Below are 21,847 nucleotides of genomic sequence, written 5' to 3'. Positions count from 1 at the left end.
CCCAGAACCGCCTGCGTCACAGCCGCCACCCCCGCCGCAGCAGGCGCAGGACCGAGATGAAGATCACCACCCCCAGCAGGTCCGTCAGCAGTCCGACAGGGATCTCCTCCACCGACAGGCAGCGCGCCAGATCATCGCAGACCAGCAGGAACATCGCCCCCAGCCCGGCACTCAGCGGCACGACGCGGGCATTGTACGGTCCCGCCAGCAGGCGGGCGACATGCGGGATGATCAGGCCGATCCAGCCGATCATGCCCACCGCCGACACCGTCAGCGCCGAAAGGCCGGTGGCAATGCCGATCGTGCCATAGCGCAACGCCACGACCGGCACCCCAAGCGTCCGTGCCTCGTCATCGCCCATCGCCAGCGCGTCAAGCATCCGCCCGCACGCCGACAGCGCGACAATCCCCACCAGCACCGGCCCGGCCATGATTTCCAGCCGCAGGACATCAACCTGCGTCAGGCTGCCCAGAAGCCAGAAAACGATATCGGGCAACTGCTGCTGCGGATCGGCGACATATTTCAGCATGGACATCAGCGCGGTGAACAGTGCCGAGCTTATCAGCCCCCCGAAGACCAGCATCAGGACCGAGGCGGCATCGAACATGCGCGCGACCCCCACGCCGAACAGCACGGCCATGATACCGCCCGTAAACGACAGGGCCTGCACGCCCAGTGTCCCCATATTGGTAATAATGCCCAGTGCCGCGCCAAACCCGGCCCCCGCCAGCACGCCCAGCAACCCGGGCGAGACAAGGGGGTTGCGAAACACCGCCTGATACGTCGCGCCCGATACCGACAGCGCCGCGCCAACGCAGACCGCCGCCCCGATACGCGGCAGGCGCGCGCCCGTCAGGACGGCATGCACCATCTCATATTGGGCGGGGGACAGGGCATGCCCCCCCATGGCCGTCACAATGAAGCGGAGAATGACACCCGGCGCGATGGCATAGCGTCCCAGACAGGCCGAAACCACGATACACAGCACAAGACCACCCGACACCAGCCACCCGGCATGGCGTTCCATCGCGTGACGGCTCAATGGGCGCCAGTCCCCGTGACAGGTCCGGTCCCGGTCGCGTCGTCAAGGGGGGGAAGACCTGCCAGTATGCGCCCCGCCTGCGCGGCGTCGAGGTCGTAATGGAAAAACTCCCGATAGAACGCGCGGGTCTGTTCCACCATGTTGGTGCCGGCGAACAGGTCGGGATGCAGCATCTGCGCCGCCCATGCGACCTGAAGGGGGAATTCGCTTCCGTAACGGTCCCACGGAAACACGCCCGACGGGTTATGAAGGATGCGTCCTGCCTTGACGGCGGCGATGTTGCGCCACACGCCCCCATCGGCCGCCGGGTCGAAACTGCCGCTGTCGGGGCCAAGGATCAGCACATCGGGATTCCATGCCGCGATTTGCTCGACCGAGACGGGCTTCATGTTTCCATCCACCCCGTCCGCCGCGTTGCGTGCGCCCGCGATCGACAGCCATTCGTCGATGATCGTATTGCGCCCGTCCACCCGCAGGGGATGTAGCGACTGGATATGCACCACGCGCGGCCTGCCGCCGGGGGGCAGCGTATCGGTGCGCGCGCGCGTATCACGGACCACGCGATCCAGCATGGCTTCATAGGATTGGGCGACATCGCGCGCCTGCGCCGTGCCGATCACCTGCGCCGTCATGTCCAGCGAACGCCGCAACGTCGCGACATCTGAGAACCCGGCCACCAGTACGGGAATTCCCACCGCGCGCAGCGCCGCCGCCGTTGCCGACCCATTAGGGACAAAGGCGACATCCACCCCGGCCTGCAGCAGGCTTTCCGCATTGACCGCCGGGCCGTTGACGCCGATCGCGTGATACAGTGCCGGTGCGACGCGGAACATCCATGGCCGGGTCGCCGGGCGGTCCACCGTCACCGCGATCCGGTCCGCGGCACCCAGCATGATCGTCAGTTCATTATGGGCGAACCACAGGTCGGCGATGCGGCGGGGCTGCCGGGGAACCTGCTGGATCTGTCCCGTCATGTCGGCAACCGGGCGGGTCGCCTGCGGCTGCGCCGCATGGGCGGAAAACGCCACCAGCAATGACGCGCCGATCACGCCCATGCCCCACCTTCGCGTCTGCCGCATTCCCTGATCGTCCCTCATGCCTGATGTCATTGCACCATATCCTATTGGATACATCCGCCGCCAGAGACGATCGGTAGACGATATCGCATCCGCCACCCCATCTTCTCCATCCCCGTCCCGATACGAAGAAAGCCGCCCCGAAGGCGGCTTTCCTGCGTCACTGCGACGATGCCCCCGGCGCGGCGGGGGGATCAGTCAGTCCTCGGCATAGGTGGAGATGTCCGGGCAGGAACAGACAAGGTTCCGGTCGCCATAGGCATTGTCCAGACGGTTGACCGGGGACCAGTATTTGGTGCCGGCCCCGACCTCGCCCGGCAGGCAGGCACGCGCGCGGTCATAGACACGATCCCACTGCGAATCGGTCACGTCGCGCACGGTATGCGGCGCATGACGCAGCGGGCTCTGCTCCACCGTCAGTTCACCGCTGAGGATTTCAGCGATTTCCGCATGGATGGCGATCATCGCGTCGCAGAAACGGTCCAGTTCGCGCCGCCCTTCGGATTCCGTGGGCTCGATCATGAAGGTACCCGCCACGGGAAAGCTGACGGTCGGCGCGTGGAAGCCATGATCGACCAGACGCTTGGCAATGTCGTCCACCGTGACACCGGCCGTATCGCGCACGGGACGCAGGTCGATGATGCATTCATGCGCCACCCGTCCGTTCGCCCCGCGATACAGGACCGGATAATAATCCGACAGCCGCGCCGCGATGTAGTTGGAATTCAGGATCGCGACCTCGGTCGCGCGACGCAGCCCGGCGTCGCCCATCATCTTCATGTAGGTCCATGAAATCGGCAGCACGTCGGCCGATCCGAACGGGGCCGCGCACACGGCATTGGCCTCGCCCAGTTCGGGACGCCCCGGCAGGAACGGCGCAAGGTGCGCGCCCACGCCGATCGGCCCCATGCCGGGACCGCCGCCGCCATGCGGGATGCAGAACGTCTTGTGCAGGTTGAAATGGCTGACGTCCGAGCCATAGGACCCCGGCCGCGACAGCCCCACCTGCGCGTTCATGTTCGCCCCGTCCAGATAGACCTGCCCGCCCGCAGCATGCACGAGGTCGCACAGTTCGCGCACGTTCTGTTCGAACACGCCATGGGTGGAGGGATAGGTGATCATGATCGCGGCCAGTTTCGGCGCGTGCTGCGCGATGCGGGCCCTGAGGTCGTCCATGTCCACGTTGCCATGTTCGTCGCATTTGACGACGACGACCTTCATCCCCGCCATCTGCGCGGATGCCGGGTTGGTCCCGTGCGCGGACGCCGGGATCAGGCACACGTCGCGTCCCTCGTCGCCCCGCGCGCGGTGATAGGCGCGGATGGCCAGCAGGCCGGCATATTCCCCCTGCGCGCCCGAATTGGGCTGGAGGGAGACCGCGTCATACCCGCTGATGCGGCACAGCATGTCCTGCAGATCGGCGAAGAGTTCGGCGTACCCTTCCATCTGGTCCGCCGGGGCAAAGGGGTGGATGTCGCAGAATTCCGGCCACGTGATGGGCATCATTTCCGCCGTGGCATTCAGCTTCATCGTGCATGACCCCAGCGGGATCATCGAACGGTCAAGCGCCAGGTCCTTGTCCGCCAGACGCCGCAGGTAGCGCAGCATGTCCGTCTCGGAACGATAGGCGCTGAAGACCGGCTGGGTCAGGAAGCTGCCCTTGCGCGTCAACGAGTCCGGAATGGCCGTGCCGGGGGCAGACAGCGTGCCCTCCATCGCGCCGACACGCGCGGCATCGCCGCTGAAACAGGTCCAGATGGCGCGCACCACCTCGGGCGTCGTGGTCTCGTCCAGGCTGAGGCCCAGCGTGTGGGCATCGACCTGCCGCAGGTTCATGCCCGCCCCGGTCGCGCGCCGGACGATGTCCGCCGTGCGCGTGCCCGTGGCGATGGTCAGCGTGTCGAAGAACGCATCCGTGCGCACGTCCTCGCCCAACGCGCGCAGTCCCGCCGCCGTCACGACACACAGGCGGTGGATGCGCCCGGCGATGGCACGCAGCCCCTCCGGCCCATGATACAGCGCATACATTGACGAGACGACGGCCGGCAGCACCTGCGCGGTGCAGATGTTCGACGTCGCCTTTTCACGCCGGATATGCTGTTCGCGCGTCTGCAGCGCCAGACGGTAGGCGGGCTTGCCCCGCGCATCGACCGACACCCCGACCAGACGTCCGGGCATGTTGCGCTTGAACGCATCGCGCACCGCCATATAGGCCGCATGCGGACCGCCGGCCCCCATCGGCATGCCGTAACGCTGCATCGAGCCGACCGCGATGTCCGCGCCCAGCGCGCCGGGGCTTTCCAGCAGCACCAGCGCCATCGGGTCCGCCGTCATCGCAGCAATCGCCCCGGCCTCGTGCAATGCCGCGATCGCGGCGCGGGGGTCGCGCACCTGCCCGGAGGATCCGGGATACTGGAACAGCGCGCCGAAAACCTCCGCCGCGCGCAGGTCGTGCGCAGGATCGCCCACCACCAGCGTCCATCCCATCGGCTCGGCCCGCGTGCGCAGGACCGAAATCACCTGCGGGTGGCAGTCCGCATCGACAAAGAACGCGTTCGCCTTGCTGCGGGCGACGCGACGCGCCATGGACATCGCCTCCGCCGCCGCGGTGGCTTCGTCCAGCAGGGAGGCATTGGCGACATCCAGCCCCGTCAGTTCGATGACCAGCGTCTGGAAGTTCAGCAGCGCCTCCAGCCTGCCCTGGCTGATTTCGGGCTGGTACGGGGTATAGGCCGTATACCATGCCGGGCTTTCCAGCACGTTGCGCTGGATCACGCCCGGCAGGATGGTGTTGTAGTACCCCTGCCCGATCAGTGACGTCATCACCTTGTTACGCCGGGCGATCTGGCGCAGGCGGTCGAGCGCCTGCGTTTCGGATATCCCCGCGCCAAGGCCCATTTCCCCCTTCAGGCGGATATCGCCGGGAACGGTCTGCGCCATCAGGGCATCAAGGCTTTCCGCCCCGACGACATGCAGCATTTCGCGCACGTCATGGGCATCGGGGCCGACGTGACGCGCGCAGAACGCGTCAGGATCGCCACCCGCGCCCTGCCACAGGGGGGAGTTATCGGTGGAAGACGTCATGATCGGGGAACTCCGTCAGGTCACACAGGCAGGCGGCGTGATTATCAGGCCAGCAGCGCGGCGTAGGCGGCCGCATCCAGCAGCCCGTCAAGCTGCGCCCTGTCCGCCATCGTCATGCGCACGATCCAGCCAGCCGCCTCCGGCTCGCGGTTGATGAGGGAGGGATCCTCCGACAGCGCGTCGTTGAAGGAGACGACCGTGCCGGACACGGGGGCATAGATGTCGGACGCGGCCTTGACCGATTCCACGACCGCGACGCTGTCACCCTGCGCGACTTCGGTCCCGGCGTCCTTGGCCTCGACGAACACCAGTTCGCCAAGCTCGTCCGCCGCATGCTGCGTGATGCCGACGACGACCTCGTCGCCCTCGATGCGCAGCCACTCATGTTCCTTGGTGTAATAGATGCTCATGATCCGCTCGTCTTCTTGATGCTGAATGTTGGAAAACAGGGTAGAACCGGGGCCTAGCGCCGGAAGGTCGGCGCCACGAACGGCAGCGCCACCACATGAACCGGCAGGAAGCGGCCACGCACGCCCGCGAACAGCGGCGTGCCGACGGCCGCGCACGCGCCATCCACGTATCCCATCGAAACCGGGCCGGGCACGCTGGGGCCAAAGGCGCCCGACGTCACATGGCCGACCTGGTGCGTGCCCTCGGCGTCGCTGAACAGGGGTGCGCCGCCACGGATCGGGGCGCGTCCCTCCCCGCGCAGCCCGACGCGACGCCGCTTCGCGCCTTCGCCCAGCTGCCGCGCCACGACATCCGCCCCCGGATAGCCGCCCGCGCGCGCGCCACCGGGACGGCGGCTTTTCTGGATCGACCATTCCAGCGCGCCTTCGACCGGGGATGTCGTCGTGTCGATGTCCGAACCATACAGGCACAGGCCGGCCTCCAGCCGCAGGCTGTCACGCGCGCCCAGCCCGGCCGCCGCCATGTCGGGACAGGCCAGCAGCGCACGCGCCACCTTTTCGGCCTGCGAAGCCGGCATGCCGATCTCGAACCCGTCCTCGCCAGTGTAGCCGGAGCGCGAAACGACGCATTTCACGCCCGCGACCTCGGTTTCGATCACGTCCATGAAGCGCATGCCGGCCGTCTCGGGGGCGAGATGCGCCATCGCCCTGACCGCAGCAGGCCCCTGTGCCGCGATCAGCGCGCGGTCGGAGAGGAATTCCACCTCGCAGACGTCGGAGATACCGGCCTTGATCAGCGCGAAATCGGCCTCCTTGCAGGCCGCGTTGACCACCAGCAGGAACCATGTCCCCATGTTGGCGATCATCAGGTCGTCGCTGATGCCCCCGTCGTCGCGCATCAGCAGGGCATAACGCTGCCGTCCCGGACGCAGGGCCACGATATCGGCAGGCACGAGACGTTCGAGCGCCAGCGCCGCGTCCTCCATCACGCCGGAACGCGGACGGACGCGGACCTGCCCCATGTGCGAAACATCGAACACCCCGCCCGCGGCACGGGTATGAAGATGTTCCGCCATGACGCCGGCGGCGTACTGGACCGGCATCTCGTATCCGGCGAAGGGCACCATGCGTCCCCCCAGTTCAAGATGCAGCGCGTGCAGCGGCGTGCGCAAAAGACCCTGGGTCATGCGAAGACTACCTCGTCATTACGATATGTCCCGACGACGCCACCGGCGCCACGCCCCGCATGCCACGACACGGGGCGCGTCGGGGAAATGCGATTCGCGGCGTCAGGACGCGCGCATGGGGAATATATGGGGGTAAGGGCAGGAAATTGCGAAGTCGTTATGATCTGCGCCGATGGCATGGACATGAAAAGGGCTCCCGCGACTCCGTAATGGATATCACCTGCCCCTTCTGTCACCTGTGCCTGAGATCGCTATCCCGTCGGCGGATGCCCGGCGAGCGGACATCTCTTTCCAGAAGTTATCACCGACCGGTCCTTTTGCCTGAGAGTTTCCGGGGCGGTTGCTCCTTCGGCGCCGGCATGGCCGGTCTCTCCCGTGTCAGTATCGACTGCTTGACATGACACCGGAACACAAGTCAATCCATGAATGACGTTCGCATCCCCGCGCCCGCGCGACCGTCATGGCGGCCACAGGTCCGGCGCGCCCTTGATCCCTCGCGACACGGATGCCGGACCCAACAGGAGGATGACAGACATGACAGACGCCCCCCTCATCATCGTGGCGGAATTCGAGACCACGGCACAGACGCGCCAGCGCTTCCTCGATGCCTGCGTCGAGGACAGCATCCGTTCGGTCACGGACGAGCCGGGCTGCTCCAGCTTTGACGTACTGACCACCAGCGAGGAACCCGATACCGTCATCCTGCACGAGGTATATGACAACGCGGCGGCATTCGACGCGCATCTGGCGACGCCGCATTTCAAGGCATTTGACAAGGCGGTGAACACGCTGAAGGTACGCACCGTCAGCGTGCGCAAGACATCGCGCCACGCGCCCGCCCGCGCCTGAGGCACCAGACGGGAAAAGGGCGGCCCGCTCCCTTGAGGACGGCAGGAGAACACGCCATCCGGCAGTCAGGAGACATCGCCCGCCGCGGACACGTCATCCGTGACAGTCCCGCGTCCTGGCGGATGGTCCGCTGCGGGGCGTCCTGTCAGTCCCGGCCCCTCTGGACACGTATTTGCGCGGCGGCCCGTTGCGGATTGCAGGATGCCCCGCTGGCGCGCGTCCTTAATGCCCGGGATGCCGCCCCCGCCGATGGTATTTTTCATGTATTGGACCAGCCCCGACACAAAATAAACAAGATGGACAGATATTTTCCAACAATGTATGGGGTTTCCACATGAATAAATGCTTTGGATTTTAGATGATGGTGTCTTTTGAAACGCTGGGCTGGAATTCTGAAAAAATAATTCCCATAAAATCCAAAATAATCCAAAATATAAAAAAACGCACGCCTGCCTTGAACCAGGGCGTTTTACATCCACGGTGCATGCGCAAACTTCCCCGCGCGGTATACAAGCAGCTCATCCGGGCAAACGCGCGTGGCGTTCCCATGGATGATGCCATCCTGTGCCGCGTACTTTGCAAGTATAAGATGTTCGTCAATCCGGAAGACCGTGGCCTGTCCCCCCATCTCATACTTGATGGTTACTGGGAACTGTCGGTCACGGAAACCATGATAGACCTGGTCAGGGAAGGCATGACCGCCATCGATGTGGGGGCGAACCTTGGTTATTTCTCCGTGCTGCTGGCGGATCTGGTTGGGCCGGATGGCCACGTCATCGTGGCGGAACCCAATCCGCGCATGGCGTCCCTGCTGACCCAGTCCGTACGGGTGAATGCGTTTGACAGCCGCGTGGAACTGGTTACCGACGCGATAACCGCGGAATCAGGGCAGGAAATGACCCTGACAATTCCAAGGAATTTTCCCCAGAACGGCGCGGTCCATTACGGTGCGCCCCATTCAGGTGAGGATGACAGCAGCACCTCCGTTCGCATCAGGACCAGGACACTTGATGACATTGTGGGGGACCGGCCTGTCGATTTCATCAAGATCGATGTCGAAGGAAGCGAACAGGCCGTATGGGCAGGCATGCAGGGCATCCTCGGCCGTGGAAAGCCCCTTTCGATCATTCTGGAATTCACCCCCGACCGTTATGCGGACCCGATGGCGTTCCTGAACAATTTCCTGCAGGCCGGCTTCGGACTGTCGCAGATTACGGCCAGCGGCAGGCAGTCCGTCACACCTGACGACATCATGAAAGGTCCGCTCAATATTGACCGGATGCTCGTCCTTTCCCGATAATCGCCACTCAAGGCATGCCCGATCTGGCGTGAAAGCAGCACCCTGCCGATCCCGCAGGACAGGGTGCCGGACCTGAACGGGGTCCGCCGCGCGGCCTAACGTGTCAGAAACATGTAGGCACGCTGGATTTCGAAATAGTCCCGCGCGGCGAACGCGACCCGGCAGGGGCCATGAAGGCAGGCACCCGGATACCACTGGACCCGGTAGGCATCATTGGGGGAGCGGAATTCGACAACCAGTTCGTATTCGTCCGCCCCTGGGGGAAAACACCCCTCCACGGGACGGGACAGGGCACGCGCGACGGTATCGCGGATCAGGGCGGTCGCGCGGGCGGGGACGAGGGAGGTCGTCGCAAAGCCGGTCCCGGTCATTGTTTCCACCGCGTCGATCCCCGGCACGAGCGCGCGTGCCTCCGCACAGATATCACGATCGCCACTGATGAAACGCGACGGGACACCGTAACGCGCGGCGCACAGGGCATTGAGCCTGAATTCCGACGCGGGCGCGCCATTGAGCATGACGCTGGCGATGCGGGTCGTCGTCGTATGGGCCAGCGGATTCCCTTCCGCCCCCGCCCGGGCATGGCAGCCGGTATGAAGGGCGGCGTCGAAACTGCCGTCGATGCCGAACATCATGCCATCGGGATGCCCGGCCCAGCCGCGCACGATGGTCACATCCGGCGGCAGGCGATCCACAAGCAGGTTGCGGCCACTGTCATGGGCGTCCTTCACCACGATGGTGGTGGCCCCCGCCTGCCGGGCGCCTTCGCAGGCGGCAACGACTTCATCGGTCATCAGGACGCGAAAGGCCGCGTAATCGGCATGCTGCGGTTCGGTTTCGCTCCACGCCGTAATGCCGGCCGTGCCTTCCATATCCGCGCTAAGAAAGATTTTCATGGATCGGATTTTCTCGCAGCCAGTCGGCAAGGGATGGGAAAAACGCGCCATCGCGACCCGGCGTCGGCGGGGCGGCGCAAAGTGCGTTGAGCACGGCTTCCTGCGTGGCCTCGGCCGCCGCGCGGAAAGGCAGGTCGATCAGTGGCTCGGCAATGCGCATGACGGGCGCGAAGGGCGTCGCCGGATCGTGCGCGACCCTGTCGGCGGTGCTGAAACACAGCGCGATGTCGCCGCTGCCATTGCCCCAGAACGCGCCAAGCCGCGCCAGTCCGGCCGCGCCACGCCGCGCCACGCGCGTCAGCTGGCGGTCATCAAGGGGAAGATCGGTGCCCATGACGACGATGACCGATCCACGCTCCTCCCCACCGGGCGCACGGGGGGACGGACGCCGCCCGTCCGGAAGCACGAGATCGCCCGAAACGCCGAAATTCGCAAGCACGAGCACGCCCAGCGTGAAAGTCCGCCCGTCCAGCGCCATGCGCCGCGAGGCCGTGCCGATACCGCCCTTGAACCCGAACGCCGTCATCCCCGTCCCGGCGCCGAGCGCGCCCTGCGCCACGGGACCGGGACGCGCGGCGGCAAGTGCCGCGTCCGCGTCATCCCCGCTGACCGCGAAGGCCTGGATATCGTTGATCGCGCCATCGTTGCATTCAAGGACAAGCGGATTGATCGTCGAGGTCGCGCGACCGATGGCGGGATTGGCGGCGATGCCCCGGCGGATCAGCCTGTCGGCGCAGGCGCTGACGCCAAACGTATTAGTCAGCAGCAGGGGCGTCTCGATCGTGCCCAGTTCGCGGACCTGGATCAGCCCGACCGATTTTCCAAAGCCGTTGATGACCTCCACCCCCGCGCGGACCTTTTCGCGAAACAGGTCGCCGCCATGGGGAAGGATCGCGGTCACGCCCGTTGCGATCGCGTCACGGCGGATCGTGCGATGCCCGACCGCGACACCCGGCACGTCACACAGCGCATTGAGCGCGCCGGGCCGCAGATGTCCGTCGGGGATCAGCCCGAAGTCACGCGCAAGGGGGAAGGATACGCTCACAGCCGCCCCGCCTTGACAAGGTCACGCAGGAAGGCACGCGTTTTTTCCTGGCGCGGCGCGCTGAAGATTTCCTGCGGGGTCCCTTCCTCATGAACCCGGCCCTGATAGAGGAAGCAGACCCGATCGGAGGCTTCACGCGCAAAGCCCATTTCATGCGTCGCAAGAATCATGGTCATTCCACGTGTCGCAAGATCGCGCACAAGGTCAAGCACTTCGGCCACAAGCTCCGGATCCAGGGCCGAGGTTATCTCATCAAGCAGCAGCAGCATGGGATCCATCATCAACGCCCGGACGATCGCGACGCGCTGCTGCTGCCCCCCTGACAGGCGATCGGGATATTCGTGGGCCTTGCGCGCAAGGCCCACGCGTTCCAGCAGCGCCATCGCGCGATCCGTCGCTTCGGCGCGCGACTGGTTGCGCAGCGTCGTGGGGGCAAGGATGGTATTGTGCAGCACCGTCATGTGGGGGAAAAGGTTATAGGACTGGAAAACGATGCCGATATCCTGTCGCAGGCGGTCAAGGTCGACGCCCGGTCCGGTAATGCGTTCGCCATGGATGCGGATTTCACCCGAACTGGTTTCCTCCAGCCGGTTGATGCAGCGCAGAAGCGTTGATTTCCCGCATCCCGACGGCCCGATCAGGCAGACGACCTGATGTTCATCCACCGAAAGGGAAAGATCGGCCAGGATCCTGTTCGCGCCGTAATATTTGGTGATGTTATCGATTTCCAGAAGGGCCATCATGCATTTCCCGTCCGACGGCTGCGCGCGCGCTGCGTCAGCCGGTCGACAAGCCGCGCCTGCGGGATCGTGATCAGGACGAACAGGATCGCGACCGTTGTCACGGCGGAAAGGTTGAAATTGTTGGCGGCTATGATCTTCGACTGGTTGAACGCGTCGATCGTGCCGATAACGGACACCAGCGCCGTATCCTTCTGAAGGCTGATGCAGTCGTTCATCAGCGGCGGGACAATGTTGCGCAACGCAATGGGCACCACGACATGGCGCAGGGTCATGGCATGGCTGAACCCCAGCGAACGCGCGGCGGCGATCAGGCTGTGATGCACGCCCTCGATCCCCGCGCGGTAGATTTCGGACGTATAGGCGCCATAGGTCAGCGTCAGGGCGATGATGGCATAGGTGCTCGACGACAGGGTGGAGACGAACGGAAGGTTGGTCAGCGGCAGGCCGAAGCCGATAAGGTAGATGGTAATGATTGATGGCAGCCCACGGAACAGGTCGCAATAGACGGTCGCCATCAGCCGCAGCGGCCGTCCCGCCTCACCCGGCAGGGTGCGCGCGATGGCGATCAGAAGCGCCCATACCAGGATCAGGACCATCGAGACGGCGAAGATGACGATGTTGGTGGTAAAGGCGGACAGGATTTCGCCCGCCGAACGCCGGATCAGCGCAAGGTCGAAGAAGGTCCGGCTGACAGCCGCGTCATTCAGCGCCAGAAGCCACGCCAGCCCGACGCCGATCAGCAACGCGCAGGACCATGCCAGGGCGTTCCACGACCGCAGGGAGGCACGCGCGCCCAGTTCGCGCGCGCGATGCACCTCGTCCACCCGTCCGGCCCGCGCCGACAATATTACGGCGCGCCAGCCCAGCGCGATGACATGCACGCAGGCCGCGCACGTCACGGCCGCCACCGCCACGATGATGGGCCATCCGATCCCCTGCCCATGCGCATAACCGCCGATCCGCAGGACCGAAAGCGCAGCCATGCCCCCCGTTCCCAACGCGACCAGCAGGGACAGCAGCGATCGCCCGCGATGGATATGAACCGGACGCGCGGGCCGTCCCATGTCGCCCGTCCTCAATGCCATACCGGAATCGTCGAGGGATCGGCGCCCTTCCACAGGGGGGCGAGGTAGGTCATGTCAAGCGCGCGCAGCGTTCCCTCCGTTCGCATGTCATTGATGATCCGGTCGATCACGGGGGCTTCGGGCGAATGCAGCGGCAGCACCGCCGCGATCGGCGTGCCTTCGGGGAACTGGCCCACCACCCGGAAACGTCCCTGCGCGGCGCCGACCTGCCCAAGGATGACGGACAGGCTGGTGATGACCGCATCCACGTTCCCCGCCGCCAGGGCCGTGAACATCGTGCCGGTATCGTCAAACGCGGAAAGACGGCGGATTTTCAGACTGTCCCGCGCCCACGAGGTAACGTTGGTGCCCAGCTGCGTGCCAACACGGGCCGCGCGCAGGGTGTTTTCGTCCATCCGCGTGGTGGCACGCGTCGCGATGCCATAGCTGTCGAATGCATAGGGCGCGGAAAACGTGACGACCTCATGGTCCCGATGCCGCACGGACACAAGCGCCAGGGCCAGGTCATAATCCCGGTTCCGTCCGGCCACGAGGGAATCGAACGAGGCATTGCGCAGGACGACCCGGTCAAGCCCAAGGCGGTAGGCGATATTCACCGCAAGGCAGAACTCCCGCCCCGAGCGGATGGTCGTGGGCGTATCCCCGTCGAATTCGCCAACGGCCGGAAGGTTGATCAACACGGTCAGCTGCCCCGGCACGGCCGGTGTCACGTGATGCGTCGCGCCATGGCCGAACAGCCTGCACTGCCCATAACCCTCGGCCGCGCGGGCCTGATGAAACGCAAGGCCCACCAGCAGCGCGAACACCACGCCCGTATGCCGAAGCTGCCTCACAAGAGTTCAGGCCCCGGCTTAGCGGGCCGCGCATCGGGTCCCTGTCCGAGGGCCGCCTCAAGGTAATAGCGCTGGAGCCGGCGGGTCATGGGGCCGGGCGTTCCGTCCCCGATGGGAATCGCGCCGACCCGGACAACCGGCGTAACAAGCGAGGAGGCGCTGGTCTGGAATGCCTCGGCCGCCATCGCGATGTCATCGGGCGTGAAGCCACGTTCCTCGAACACCAGATCATGGCGGGCGCACAGGGCCTGCACGGCCCTGCGGGTGCATCCGGGCAGGATGGCGTGGGAATTCGGACGGGTCACCACCGCGCCCGCGCGGGTGATGAGGAACGCGGTCGAAGACGCGCCTTCCGTTATCACGCCGTCCTCGACAAACCAGACATCGGCAAATCCCGTCGCCCGCGCTTCCCGCTTGGCCAGCACCTGCCCAAGCAGCATCGTCGTCTTGATGTCGCGTCGCGCCCAGCGTGGGTCAGGCATCAGGGCGACGCTGATGCCCTGCCTCTGCGCCGGGGTATCGCGGATCGCCCTGCGCTGGGTAAAGGCGAAGAAATTGGGCCGCATGTCGGCGGGATAGACAAAATCACGGTCGGCCTCGCCCCTGCTGACCTGCAGGTACAGCGTGCCTTCCTCCAGTTCGTTACGCGCGACGAGTTCGTGCTGGACGGCCTCGATTTCATGCCTTGGCAGCGGCATGGGAATCGCCAGCGCGGCAAGCGAACGTTCAAGGCGATCAAGGTGCAGGCCATTGTCGATCAACCGCCCGTCCAGAACGACCGTGACCTCGTAAATCGCGTCCCCGAACAGCGTGCCGCGATCAAGGATGCCGAGGCGCGCCTCGCTTTGCGGCATGTACGTGCCGGCACAATATACAGTCCGTTCCATCGGCGCCTTCGTCAGCAGATGATGTCCCAATGCTGGCGGATCGTGCCTGACAAGGCCAATAGCAATTTGGCACAAAGATATTCCATTTCTGTATAACGTAGGAATATCATTGGTTTGACGGATAATCCCCCTTTGGGAAAAGGTCATGGGTAGATGGAACTGAAATGGCTGGAAGATTTCGCGGCGCTGGCTGAGACAGGCAGTTTTTCGCGTGCCGCGGAGCTTCGCCATGTCACCCAGCCCGCCCTGAGCCGACGGGTCCGGCAGCTTGAGAACTGGCTGGGCACGACGCTGGTCAGCCGTGCCTCCCTGCCTGCGGAACTGACGCGCGAAGGGCTGCGCTTCCTTCCGCAGGCGCGCGACATGATCCGGCAGCTTTACGGCGCGCGCGAAGCCTTCAGGGGGGATGCGGCGGCGAAACTGGTGCGCTTCGCAGCGCTGCATACGCTGGCCGTGGCGTTCTTTCCGAACTGGATGGCGGCCCTCAGCCTCGATGCGCCGCCGATCCGTGCGGCGATCCTGCCGGACCGCGGCGGGATCGAGGCCAATCTGTCAGCGCTGGTGGAGGGAGAGGCCGATTTCTTCCTGACCTATGCGCACCGTTACGTCAGCCTGCGGCTGGAGGAAGGGAAGTTCGAATTCCTGAAGGTTTCCTCGGACGAGGCAATCCCCGTGACCGCGCGCGAACTTGTCGTCGATGGCACGAAATGGGTGGGAGAGGGCCTTCTGGACGCGGCACTGACCCGGCCGATCGCGGTGCCCTATGCCACCTATGGCGATGATTCCTTCTTCGGGCAGGTGCTGCGGCGGCTGTTCGATGTCTCGCCCCCCTTTCAGCGCGTGACGGTCCACCAGAATGCCATTGCCCATGGGCTGAAGGCTGTCGTGCTTGCCGGGGGTGGGCTGTGCTGGCTGCCGCGCAGCCTGATCAGGACGGAACTGGCCACCGGCGCGCTTGTCCCTGCCTCGCGCGATGCGCGATGGAATCTCGACATCGACATCCGCCTGTATCGCCACATGGACGAAGGCGGGGGCGACGTGGGCCGCCTGTGGGACCGCGCCAGGCGCAACGCGAACACCGGCGCGCCCGATGCGCCATCGCCTGCCGCGACGCCACCACCCGGTCGTCAGGAAAGCGTCGGGGAACAGCCTGCCGATAAAAAATAAAGGCAGGTTCGGGACGCTGCCGAACCTGCCTTTTCAAACGGTTTTCACCGGATGACGCGAATGCCGGTCCTAACCCTTCCGGCCGTGGCCGGGCAGGTTACGCGCGATGTATGGGGGCAGTGTAAAGGACGCGACGTGCATTTCGGGGGTCCAGTACTGGCATCCCTCGATAATGCCGGCCTTGCGCGCGCGTTCGCGGATCACGCTGACATCGTGCTGTCCGGGGGCTTCGCCCTTGGCGGCGATGCCCAGCGTCATGAACCCGCCGACATAGGTCGGAACGGCCGCGACATAGGCCGAGACATGGGGGAAGAACTGCGCCCGGCGCGCGCTGGTGTCACGCAGTTCGTCGGCCTGCATGAACGGCACGCCGCACTGGTTCACGATCAGGCCGTTATCGGTCAGGATGCGCGCGCAGTGACGATAGAACGAATCGGTAAACAGGACTTCGCCCACGCCAATCGGATCGGTGCTGTCCACGATAATCGCGTCAAAGGACGCATCCGGCGCATTGGCCACGTATTCGATGCCATCGCCCACGATCACGTCCGCGCGCGGGTCGTTCCACGCATCGCCCGCGATGTCAGGCAGGAATTTCCTGGACAGGGAAATGACCTCCCCGTCGATTTCGACCATCACCGCGCGTTCGACCGTGCTGTGCTGCAGCACGCGGCGCAGGACGCCGCCATCGCCCGCCCCGATGATCAGGACATTGCGCGCCGCCCCATGCGCCAGCAACGGCACATGCGTCAGCATTTCCTGATAGACGAACTCGTCACGTTCGGTGATCTGCACCACGCCGTCGAGCATCAGGACACGGCCATAATCCTCGTTTTCAAAGACCACGATGTCCTGAAACGCGCTTTTGGTCTGGGCCAGCATCCTGTTGACACGAAACTGCTGTCGCCATCCATTGTACAGGGTTTCGCTGATCCAGACGTCGGACATCCGTGGTGCTCCTTGAAAAATATCCACGCGAAAACGGGCCGGACATATCGGTCCGGCCTGTCATTACCTCCCTGCGCGGGGGCATCGGCTATAGCAGGGCATGGGAACACTGTGGCGTGTCCCCATGCATGAAATCAGGGCTGGACGCGGCCGCGACGCTGCTCGTCCACCTCGATCCGGCCGGCCTGGAACAGGCGCTGCATGACCGGGATCGCCAGATGCGGGTCACATGCGCCGCACATGAAGATGTCCACGGCGGCGAAATTGCGCTCTGGCCACGTATGGATCGAAATGTGGCTTTCCGCCAGCACGACCACACCGGACACGCCGCCATTGGGCGTGAAGTGATGGAAATGGCTGTGCAGGATCGTCGCCCCGGCCGTCACTGCGGCTTCGCACAGGGTGCGGTCAATCCTGTCGGGATCATCAAGATTGTGCGCATCCCAAAGATCGACAAGAAGATGCGTGCCCGCAAACTTCATCCCGTCTTTTTCGACGAAATAATCTTTCCGGTCGTCGTCGGACGAAAACGGCGCTGAAGAGATCTGGTTATCGCTCGGGAGTTCCGAGACCATCCCCAGTTGAGCAAGTGCGTTCATCACGTACCCCCAAACCAGTAGACAGCCTGTTGGGCAGACATTGCCCCCTTGGGCCAAGAGTGGCGCTGATAGGGCCTCTGCCGGGCAGGATGCAAGCACTTTTCGCCTGTTTGGCGGAATATTTTTCAATTCCGCCCTCCCGCCATGCAACCCTATCGCGCGCCGCCGGGTTTCATTCTGCTTTTTTCGGCTTTTTTCCGCCCTTTTTCGCTTTCCCACCGGCAGGTGCGCCCGACGCGGGCGATTTTGGCGCACGGACGGTCTTTTTCCCGCGCGCCGTGGCGGGGGACGCAACCTTCTTCCCCCGCGCGGGCTTTGGCGGCGGCGTCGCGATCACCGGACGCTCCGCCAGCAGGGGGCGAAGGAATCGGCCGGTATGGCTTTCGGGATTCGCCGCGACCTCCTCGGGCGTGCCTTCGGCCACGATGCGGCCACCACCGTCGCCCCCTTCCGGTCCCATGTCGATCACCCAGTCGGCGGTCTTGATGACCTCCAGGTTGTGTTCGATCACCACGACGGTGTTGCCCTGCGCTACCAGCGCGTGCAGCACCTCCAGCAGCTTGCGCACGTCCTCGGTATGCAGGCCGGTGGTGGGCTCGTCGAGGATGTACAGCGTCCGCCCCGTGGCGCGGCGGGCCAGTTCCTTCGACAGCTTCACGCGCTGCGCCTCGCCCCCGGACAGGGTCGTGGCCTGCTGTCCCAGCGCGACATAGCCCAGCCCCACCTTCTGCAGGATCGCAAGGCGGTCGCGGATGCGCGGCACGGCGGAAAAGAACGGCAGCGCCTCGTCCACGGACATCGACAGCACGTCGGCGATCGACTTGCCCCGGAACTTCACCTCCAGCGTCTCGCGGTTATAACGCGCGCCCTTGCAGGTATCGCATGTCACGAACACATCGGGCAGGAAGTGCATCTCGATCTTCAGCACGCCGTCGCCCTGGCATGCCTCGCACCGTCCGCCCTTCACGTTGAAGGAGAAGCGCCCCGCCTTGTACCCCCGCGCCTTGCTTTCCGGCAGTTCGGAGAACCAGTCGCGAATCGGGGTGAACAGGTCGGTATAGGTCGCGGGGTTGGATCGCGGCGTGCGCCCGATGGGCGACTGGTCGATGTCGATGATCTTGTCGAGCTGTTCGATCCCGTCGATCTCACGATACGGGGCCGGGTTCTGCCCCGATCCCATCAGTCGCCGCGACAGGGCCTTGTACAGCGTATCGATCACCAGCGTGGACTTGCCACCGCCCGACACCCCCGTGACGCATGTGAACGTGCCCAGGGGGAAGCGCGCGGTCACGTCCTTGAGGTTGTTGCCCGTTGCCCCGCGCAGGACCAGCTCACGCTCCGGATCGACGGGACGGCGATGCGCCGGGACCTCGATGCGCCGGCGCCCCGACAGGTACGCGCCCGTCAGGCTGTCGGGATTGGCCGCGACCTGCTGCGGCGTGCCGCAGGCGACGACATGCCCGCCATTGACGCCCGCGCCCGGCCCCATGTCGATCAGCCAGTCCGCGGCCCGGATCGCGTCCTCGTCATGTTCGACGACGATCAGCGTGTTTCCCAGCCGCTTGAGCCGCTCCAGCGTGCCGAGCAGGCGTTCATTGTCGCGCTGGTGCAGCCCGATGGAGGGTTCGTCGAGCACGTACAGCACGCCCGTCAGGCCCGAACCGATCTGGCTGGCAAGGCGGATGCGCTGGCTCTCCCCGCCCGACAGCGTGGCCGAACCGCGCGACAGGGTCAGGTAATCCAGCCCCACATCATCGAGGAAGCGCAGCCGGTCGAGGATTTCACGCAGGATGCGGCGCGCGATTTCCGCGCGCTGCGGGCTCAGCGTGGGTTCCACCGTGGCAAACCATTCCAGCGCGCGGCGGATGGGCATGTCGGAGGCCTGCGCGATGTTCAGGCCCGCCACCTTCACCGACAGGGCTTCGGGCCGCAGCCGCGCGCCGTGGCAGACATGGCACGGCTTTTCGGACTGGTATCGCGAAAGCTCCTCGCGCACCCAGACGCTGTCGGTCTCCGCCATGCGGCGGCGCAGGTTGGTGATGACCCCCTCGAACGGCTTGGTCAGGGTATAGGTGCGCCGGTCGTCGCTGTAGGTGAAGGCGATGGGATCGCGACAGCCGTGAAGGATGACGTCGCGCACCCCTTCGGGCAGGTCGCGCCATGGCGTGTCCATGCTGACATCGTAATGGGCCGCGATCCCCGCCAGGGTCTGCTGGTAATAGGGGCTCTGGCTGTTGCGCCACGGGGCGATCGCGCCGTCCTTCAGCGACAGCCCCTCGTCCGGCACGACAAGATGGGGGTCGAAAAACGTTTCCTGCCCGATGCCGTCGCACGCGGGACATGCCCCCTGCGGCGCGTTGAAGGAAAACAGCCGGGGCTCGATCTCCTCCAGCGTAAACCCGCTGACGGGGCAGGCGAAGCGCGAGGAAAAGACGGTGCGTTCCGCAGGCGTGCCGTCATCGTCCTTTTCGCGCCGCACCTCCTCGGCATAGACAAGGCCGTCGGACAGGGACAGCGCGGTCTCGAAACTGTCGGCAAGGCGGGATTCCAGCCCCTCGCGCACGACGATGCGGTCCACCACGGCCTCCACCGTGTGGCGCAGGCGGCGGTTGAGGTCCGGCACCTCGCCGATTTCATACAGCGTGCCGTCCACCTTCACGCGGGTGAAGCCCTTGCGCTGCAGGTCCGCCAGTTCCTTGCGGCATTCCCCCTTGCGGTCGCGGATGACCGGGGCCAGCAGCATCAGGCGCGTCCCCTCCGGCATGGCCATGATGCGATCGACCATCTGGCTGATGGTCTGCGCCTCGATCGGCAGGCCGGTTTCGGGGGAATAGGGTACGCCGGCACGCGCCCACAGCAGGCGCATGTAATCATGGATTTCCGTCACCGTACCCACGGTGGAGCGCGGATTCTTGGACGTGGTCTTCTGTTCGATCGAAATCGCGGGGGACAGCCCCTCGATCGAATCGACGTCCGGCTTGCCCATCAGTTCAAGGAACTGCCGCGCATAGGCCGAAAGGCTTTCGACATAGCGGCGCTGCCCCTCGGCATAGATGGTGTCGAACGCCAGCGACGATTTCCCCGACCCCGACAGGCCCGTCATGACCGTCAGCGCGTCGCGGGGGATGTCGACATCGACATTCTTCAGGTTGTGCGCCCGCGCGCCGCGCACCCGAATCGCGGGTCCCGTGACCTGCGGCACACCGGCCCCCGCCCGCGCGGGAGAAGAATCGTCCATGTTATCCTCCTGCCCCGCGGGCATCCCGCGGGAACCGAATGTGATGTTGCCATGTTGTTCTGTCCCCATCCGCACGACAGGGCAAGGGGGCGAAAAGGCGAGGCATTTTTTTCGATGACGCGCCACCCTTCCGGTCGCCGCCCATTTCGGTCTAGGATGGGGGCATCATGAACGGCCGTTCCGCCGCAGGGTGGACATGGCGGTTTCCGACGGACCGGCCCGGCCCCCCGGGGCCTGGGAACAGGCCGCCGGCGAACCCGAACAGCAAGCAGGACATCAAATGGCGGGTAGCGTCAACAAGGTCATCCTCGTAGGTAATCTGGGCAAGGACCCGGAAATCCGCAACAGCCAGAGCGGCGCGAAGATCGTATCGCTGACCCTTGCGACAAGCGAGACATGGAACGACCGCGCCTCTGGCGAACGGCGCGAACGCACCGAATGGCACCGGGTGGTCATCTTCAACGAACGCATCGGCGACGTGGCCGAACGCTTCCTGCGCAAGGGGCGCAAGGTCTACCTCGAAGGGACGCTTCAGACGCGCAAGTGGACGGACCAGTCGGGGCAGGAACGCTACACCACCGAGGTGGTGGTCGACCGCTTCCGTGGCGATCTCGTCCTGCTTGACAGCAATCGCGGCGGCGAAGGCGGCGACATGGGCGGTGGCTATGGCGGCGGAAACGGCGGTGGCGGATATGGCGGCGGCAATCCCGGCCGCACGTCACAGCCCCCCCGTTCGGCCCCGGCCGGCGGTTCGGGCGGCGGTGGTGGCGGCTGGGACGCGCCAGCGGGCGGCAGCGACCTCGACGACGAAATTCCGTTCTAGCAGCCTGTCGGGTTGGGCATTTTGCGGCTGATAACGCCGAGGCTGACCCGGCTTATGCTGCCTGAAGCCGTGCCATTCTTTTGCAGTTGTATGCGAGAGCGACGAGGGTCCATTCAGTCGTGACTTTTGCAAGGCCACGCAGACTGAATCTTCTGAAGCCCATGATGCTTTTGATAATTCCAAAGACCGGTTCAACGGTCTGTTTTCGTAGTCTGTAAATATTTCCGGCTTTTGTGGTTTCCAGTTTTTTCTTCATGGCAAGCCGCCAGGGTTCGGTGATCCGGCGCGGTTCCCTGTCTTCAGGAGGTGGCCGGAAGTCATAAGGCCTGCGGGCGCAGGGCCGTCCGATGGCGACCAGCGGATCGATGCCTTTTTTCCGCAGGTCCCGGACCGCCTGCCCGCTGGCGTAACCGGTGTCGGCGAGCACTGTCTTTGGGAGACCGATCGTGTGTTCCATCGACAGCACGGTGCTGGCAAAGGATGGCGCGTCCGCTGACGTGGCGACAACGTCGGTTGTCACGATCAGCTGACTGCCTTCGGCGCAGACCACGGCCTGGGCATTGTAAGCCTGCCGGAACTCGTGGGCGTCCGAACGCCGCATGAGGCGGCTGTCGGGATCGGTCAGACTGATCTGC

The 21,847-nt window shown here is 65.0% G+C and carries 20 protein-coding genes and 1 riboswitch; of the genes, 4 read left to right on the top strand and 16 right to left on the bottom strand.

Features of this window, described 5'->3' with window-relative positions; translation table 11 throughout:
* Nucleotides 1-16: 16 nt before the first annotated feature.
* From CFR71_RS02495 to gcvT, 5 genes are all read right to left on the bottom strand, one after another.
* On the bottom strand, nucleotides 17-1,027 hold the full coding sequence (locus tag CFR71_RS02495) for a FecCD family ABC transporter permease (RefSeq protein ID WP_110526697.1): 1,011 nt from the start codon (nucleotides 1,025-1,027) through the stop codon (nucleotides 17-19).
* 11 nt (nucleotides 1,028-1,038) lie between these two features.
* Entirely contained in the window at nucleotides 1,039-2,139 is a 1,101-nt protein-coding gene (locus CFR71_RS02490; protein WP_239020239.1) for an ABC transporter substrate-binding protein, read from the bottom strand.
* 177 nt (nucleotides 2,140-2,316) lie between these two features.
* Nucleotides 2,317-5,202, bottom strand: a complete 2,886-nt coding sequence (gcvP, locus tag CFR71_RS02485) for an aminomethyl-transferring glycine dehydrogenase (protein ID WP_110526692.1) — start codon at nucleotides 5,200-5,202, stop codon at nucleotides 2,317-2,319.
* Nucleotides 5,203-5,246: 44 nt separating this feature from the next.
* A complete protein-coding gene (gcvH, locus tag CFR71_RS02480; RefSeq protein ID WP_110526691.1) occupies nucleotides 5,247-5,612 on the bottom strand; it encodes a glycine cleavage system protein GcvH in 366 nt (121 codons plus the stop codon).
* Nucleotides 5,613-5,665: 53 nt separating this feature from the next.
* Nucleotides 5,666-6,799, bottom strand: a complete 1,134-nt coding sequence (gene gcvT / locus CFR71_RS02475) for a glycine cleavage system aminomethyltransferase GcvT (RefSeq protein WP_110526689.1) — start codon at nucleotides 6,797-6,799, stop codon at nucleotides 5,666-5,668.
* Between the two features lie 299 nt (nucleotides 6,800-7,098).
* A riboswitch (glycine riboswitch) is annotated at nucleotides 7,099-7,186 on the bottom strand.
* Between the two features lie 147 nt (nucleotides 7,187-7,333).
* Here gcvT and CFR71_RS02470 point away from each other — a divergent pair.
* Nucleotides 7,334-7,648 carry a putative quinol monooxygenase gene (locus CFR71_RS02470; protein WP_110526687.1) on the top strand — a complete coding sequence of 105 codons (315 nt, stop codon included), beginning with the start codon at nucleotides 7,334-7,336 and terminating at the stop codon, nucleotides 7,646-7,648.
* A 354-nt stretch (nucleotides 7,649-8,002) separates the two neighbouring features.
* On the opposite strand, the gene CFR71_RS16385 is transcribed toward CFR71_RS02470, so the two are convergent.
* Nucleotides 8,003-8,197, bottom strand: coding sequence for a hypothetical protein (locus CFR71_RS16385; protein WP_165832024.1), 195 nt, complete (start codon nucleotides 8,195-8,197; stop codon nucleotides 8,003-8,005).
* Nucleotides 8,198-8,237: 40 nt separating this feature from the next.
* Here CFR71_RS16385 and CFR71_RS02460 point away from each other — a divergent pair, with 40 nt between their 5' ends.
* Complete coding sequence (locus tag CFR71_RS02460) at nucleotides 8,238-8,948, top strand: FkbM family methyltransferase (RefSeq protein WP_165832023.1); 711 nt, start codon at nucleotides 8,238-8,240, stop codon at nucleotides 8,946-8,948.
* A gap of 95 nt (nucleotides 8,949-9,043) precedes the next feature.
* Here CFR71_RS02460 and CFR71_RS02455 read toward each other — a convergent pair whose 3' ends face one another.
* Genes CFR71_RS02455 through CFR71_RS02430 form a run of 6 tightly spaced genes read right to left on the bottom strand, consistent with a single transcriptional unit; the run spans nucleotide 9,044 to nucleotide 14,437 of the window.
* A complete protein-coding gene (locus CFR71_RS02455; RefSeq protein ID WP_110526681.1) occupies nucleotides 9,044-9,844 on the bottom strand; it encodes a M55 family metallopeptidase in 801 nt (266 codons plus the stop codon).
* Nucleotides 9,828-10,889: a DmpA family aminopeptidase gene (locus CFR71_RS02450; protein WP_207781316.1), complete on the bottom strand. Its 1,062-nt coding sequence runs from the start codon at nucleotides 10,887-10,889 to the stop codon at nucleotides 9,828-9,830. The genes CFR71_RS02455 and CFR71_RS02450 overlap by 17 nt, the downstream gene beginning before the upstream one ends.
* The gene (locus CFR71_RS02445; RefSeq protein WP_207781315.1) at nucleotides 10,886-11,632 is read right to left on the bottom strand and encodes an ATP-binding cassette domain-containing protein; all 747 of its coding nucleotides are present in this window, start codon (nucleotides 11,630-11,632) and stop codon (nucleotides 10,886-10,888) included. Before CFR71_RS02445 ends, CFR71_RS02450 begins: the two co-directional genes overlap by 4 nt.
* A complete protein-coding gene (locus CFR71_RS02440; RefSeq protein WP_207781314.1) occupies nucleotides 11,629-12,696 on the bottom strand; it encodes an amino acid ABC transporter permease in 1,068 nt (355 codons plus the stop codon). The genes CFR71_RS02445 and CFR71_RS02440 overlap by 4 nt, the downstream gene beginning before the upstream one ends.
* An 11-nt stretch (nucleotides 12,697-12,707) precedes the next feature.
* Nucleotides 12,708-13,550, bottom strand: coding sequence for a type 2 periplasmic-binding domain-containing protein (locus tag CFR71_RS02435; RefSeq protein WP_110526677.1), 843 nt, complete (start codon nucleotides 13,548-13,550; stop codon nucleotides 12,708-12,710).
* On the bottom strand, nucleotides 13,547-14,437 hold the full coding sequence (locus CFR71_RS02430; protein ID WP_110527433.1) for a D-amino-acid transaminase: 891 nt from the start codon (nucleotides 14,435-14,437) through the stop codon (nucleotides 13,547-13,549). Before CFR71_RS02430 ends, CFR71_RS02435 begins: the two co-directional genes overlap by 4 nt.
* Before the next feature lie 153 nt (nucleotides 14,438-14,590).
* Here CFR71_RS02430 and CFR71_RS02425 point away from each other — a divergent pair, with 153 nt between their 5' ends.
* On the top strand, nucleotides 14,591-15,604 hold the full coding sequence (locus tag CFR71_RS02425) for a LysR family transcriptional regulator (RefSeq protein WP_110526675.1): 1,014 nt from the start codon (nucleotides 14,591-14,593) through the stop codon (nucleotides 15,602-15,604).
* 69 nt (nucleotides 15,605-15,673) lie between these two features.
* Here the strand turns inward: CFR71_RS02425 and speE are convergent, their stop codons facing one another.
* The 3 genes from speE to uvrA form a co-directional block, all read right to left on the bottom strand.
* Nucleotides 15,674-16,552 (bottom strand): polyamine aminopropyltransferase, encoded by an 879-nt coding sequence (speE, locus tag CFR71_RS02420; RefSeq protein ID WP_110526673.1) that lies wholly within the window; start codon nucleotides 16,550-16,552, stop codon nucleotides 15,674-15,676.
* A 134-nt stretch (nucleotides 16,553-16,686) separates the two neighbouring features.
* Nucleotides 16,687-17,151 (bottom strand): adenosylmethionine decarboxylase, encoded by a 465-nt coding sequence (speD, locus tag CFR71_RS02415; protein ID WP_110526671.1) that lies wholly within the window; start codon nucleotides 17,149-17,151, stop codon nucleotides 16,687-16,689.
* Nucleotides 17,152-17,323: 172 nt separating this feature from the next.
* Nucleotides 17,324-20,389: an excinuclease ABC subunit UvrA gene (gene uvrA, locus CFR71_RS02410; RefSeq protein WP_239020238.1), complete on the bottom strand. Its 3,066-nt coding sequence runs from the start codon at nucleotides 20,387-20,389 to the stop codon at nucleotides 17,324-17,326.
* Between the two features lie 280 nt (nucleotides 20,390-20,669).
* Here uvrA and ssb point away from each other — a divergent pair, with 280 nt between their 5' ends.
* Nucleotides 20,670-21,212, top strand: a complete 543-nt coding sequence (gene ssb / locus CFR71_RS02405; protein ID WP_110527430.1) for a single-stranded DNA-binding protein — start codon at nucleotides 20,670-20,672, stop codon at nucleotides 21,210-21,212.
* A 52-nt stretch (nucleotides 21,213-21,264) separates the two neighbouring features.
* On the opposite strand, the gene CFR71_RS02400 is transcribed toward ssb, so the two are convergent.
* Nucleotides 21,265-21,847 (bottom strand): transposase (locus CFR71_RS02400; RefSeq protein ID WP_133251085.1); only part of this gene is annotated, 583 nt, incomplete at its 5' end.

This window comes from Novacetimonas pomaceti, assembly GCF_003207955.1.
Classification (GTDB): Bacteria; Pseudomonadota; Alphaproteobacteria; order Acetobacterales; family Acetobacteraceae; genus Novacetimonas; species Novacetimonas pomaceti.
The sequence above is the reverse complement of the archived record's forward strand: the minus strand, read 5'-3'. Positions and strand labels throughout refer to the sequence as shown.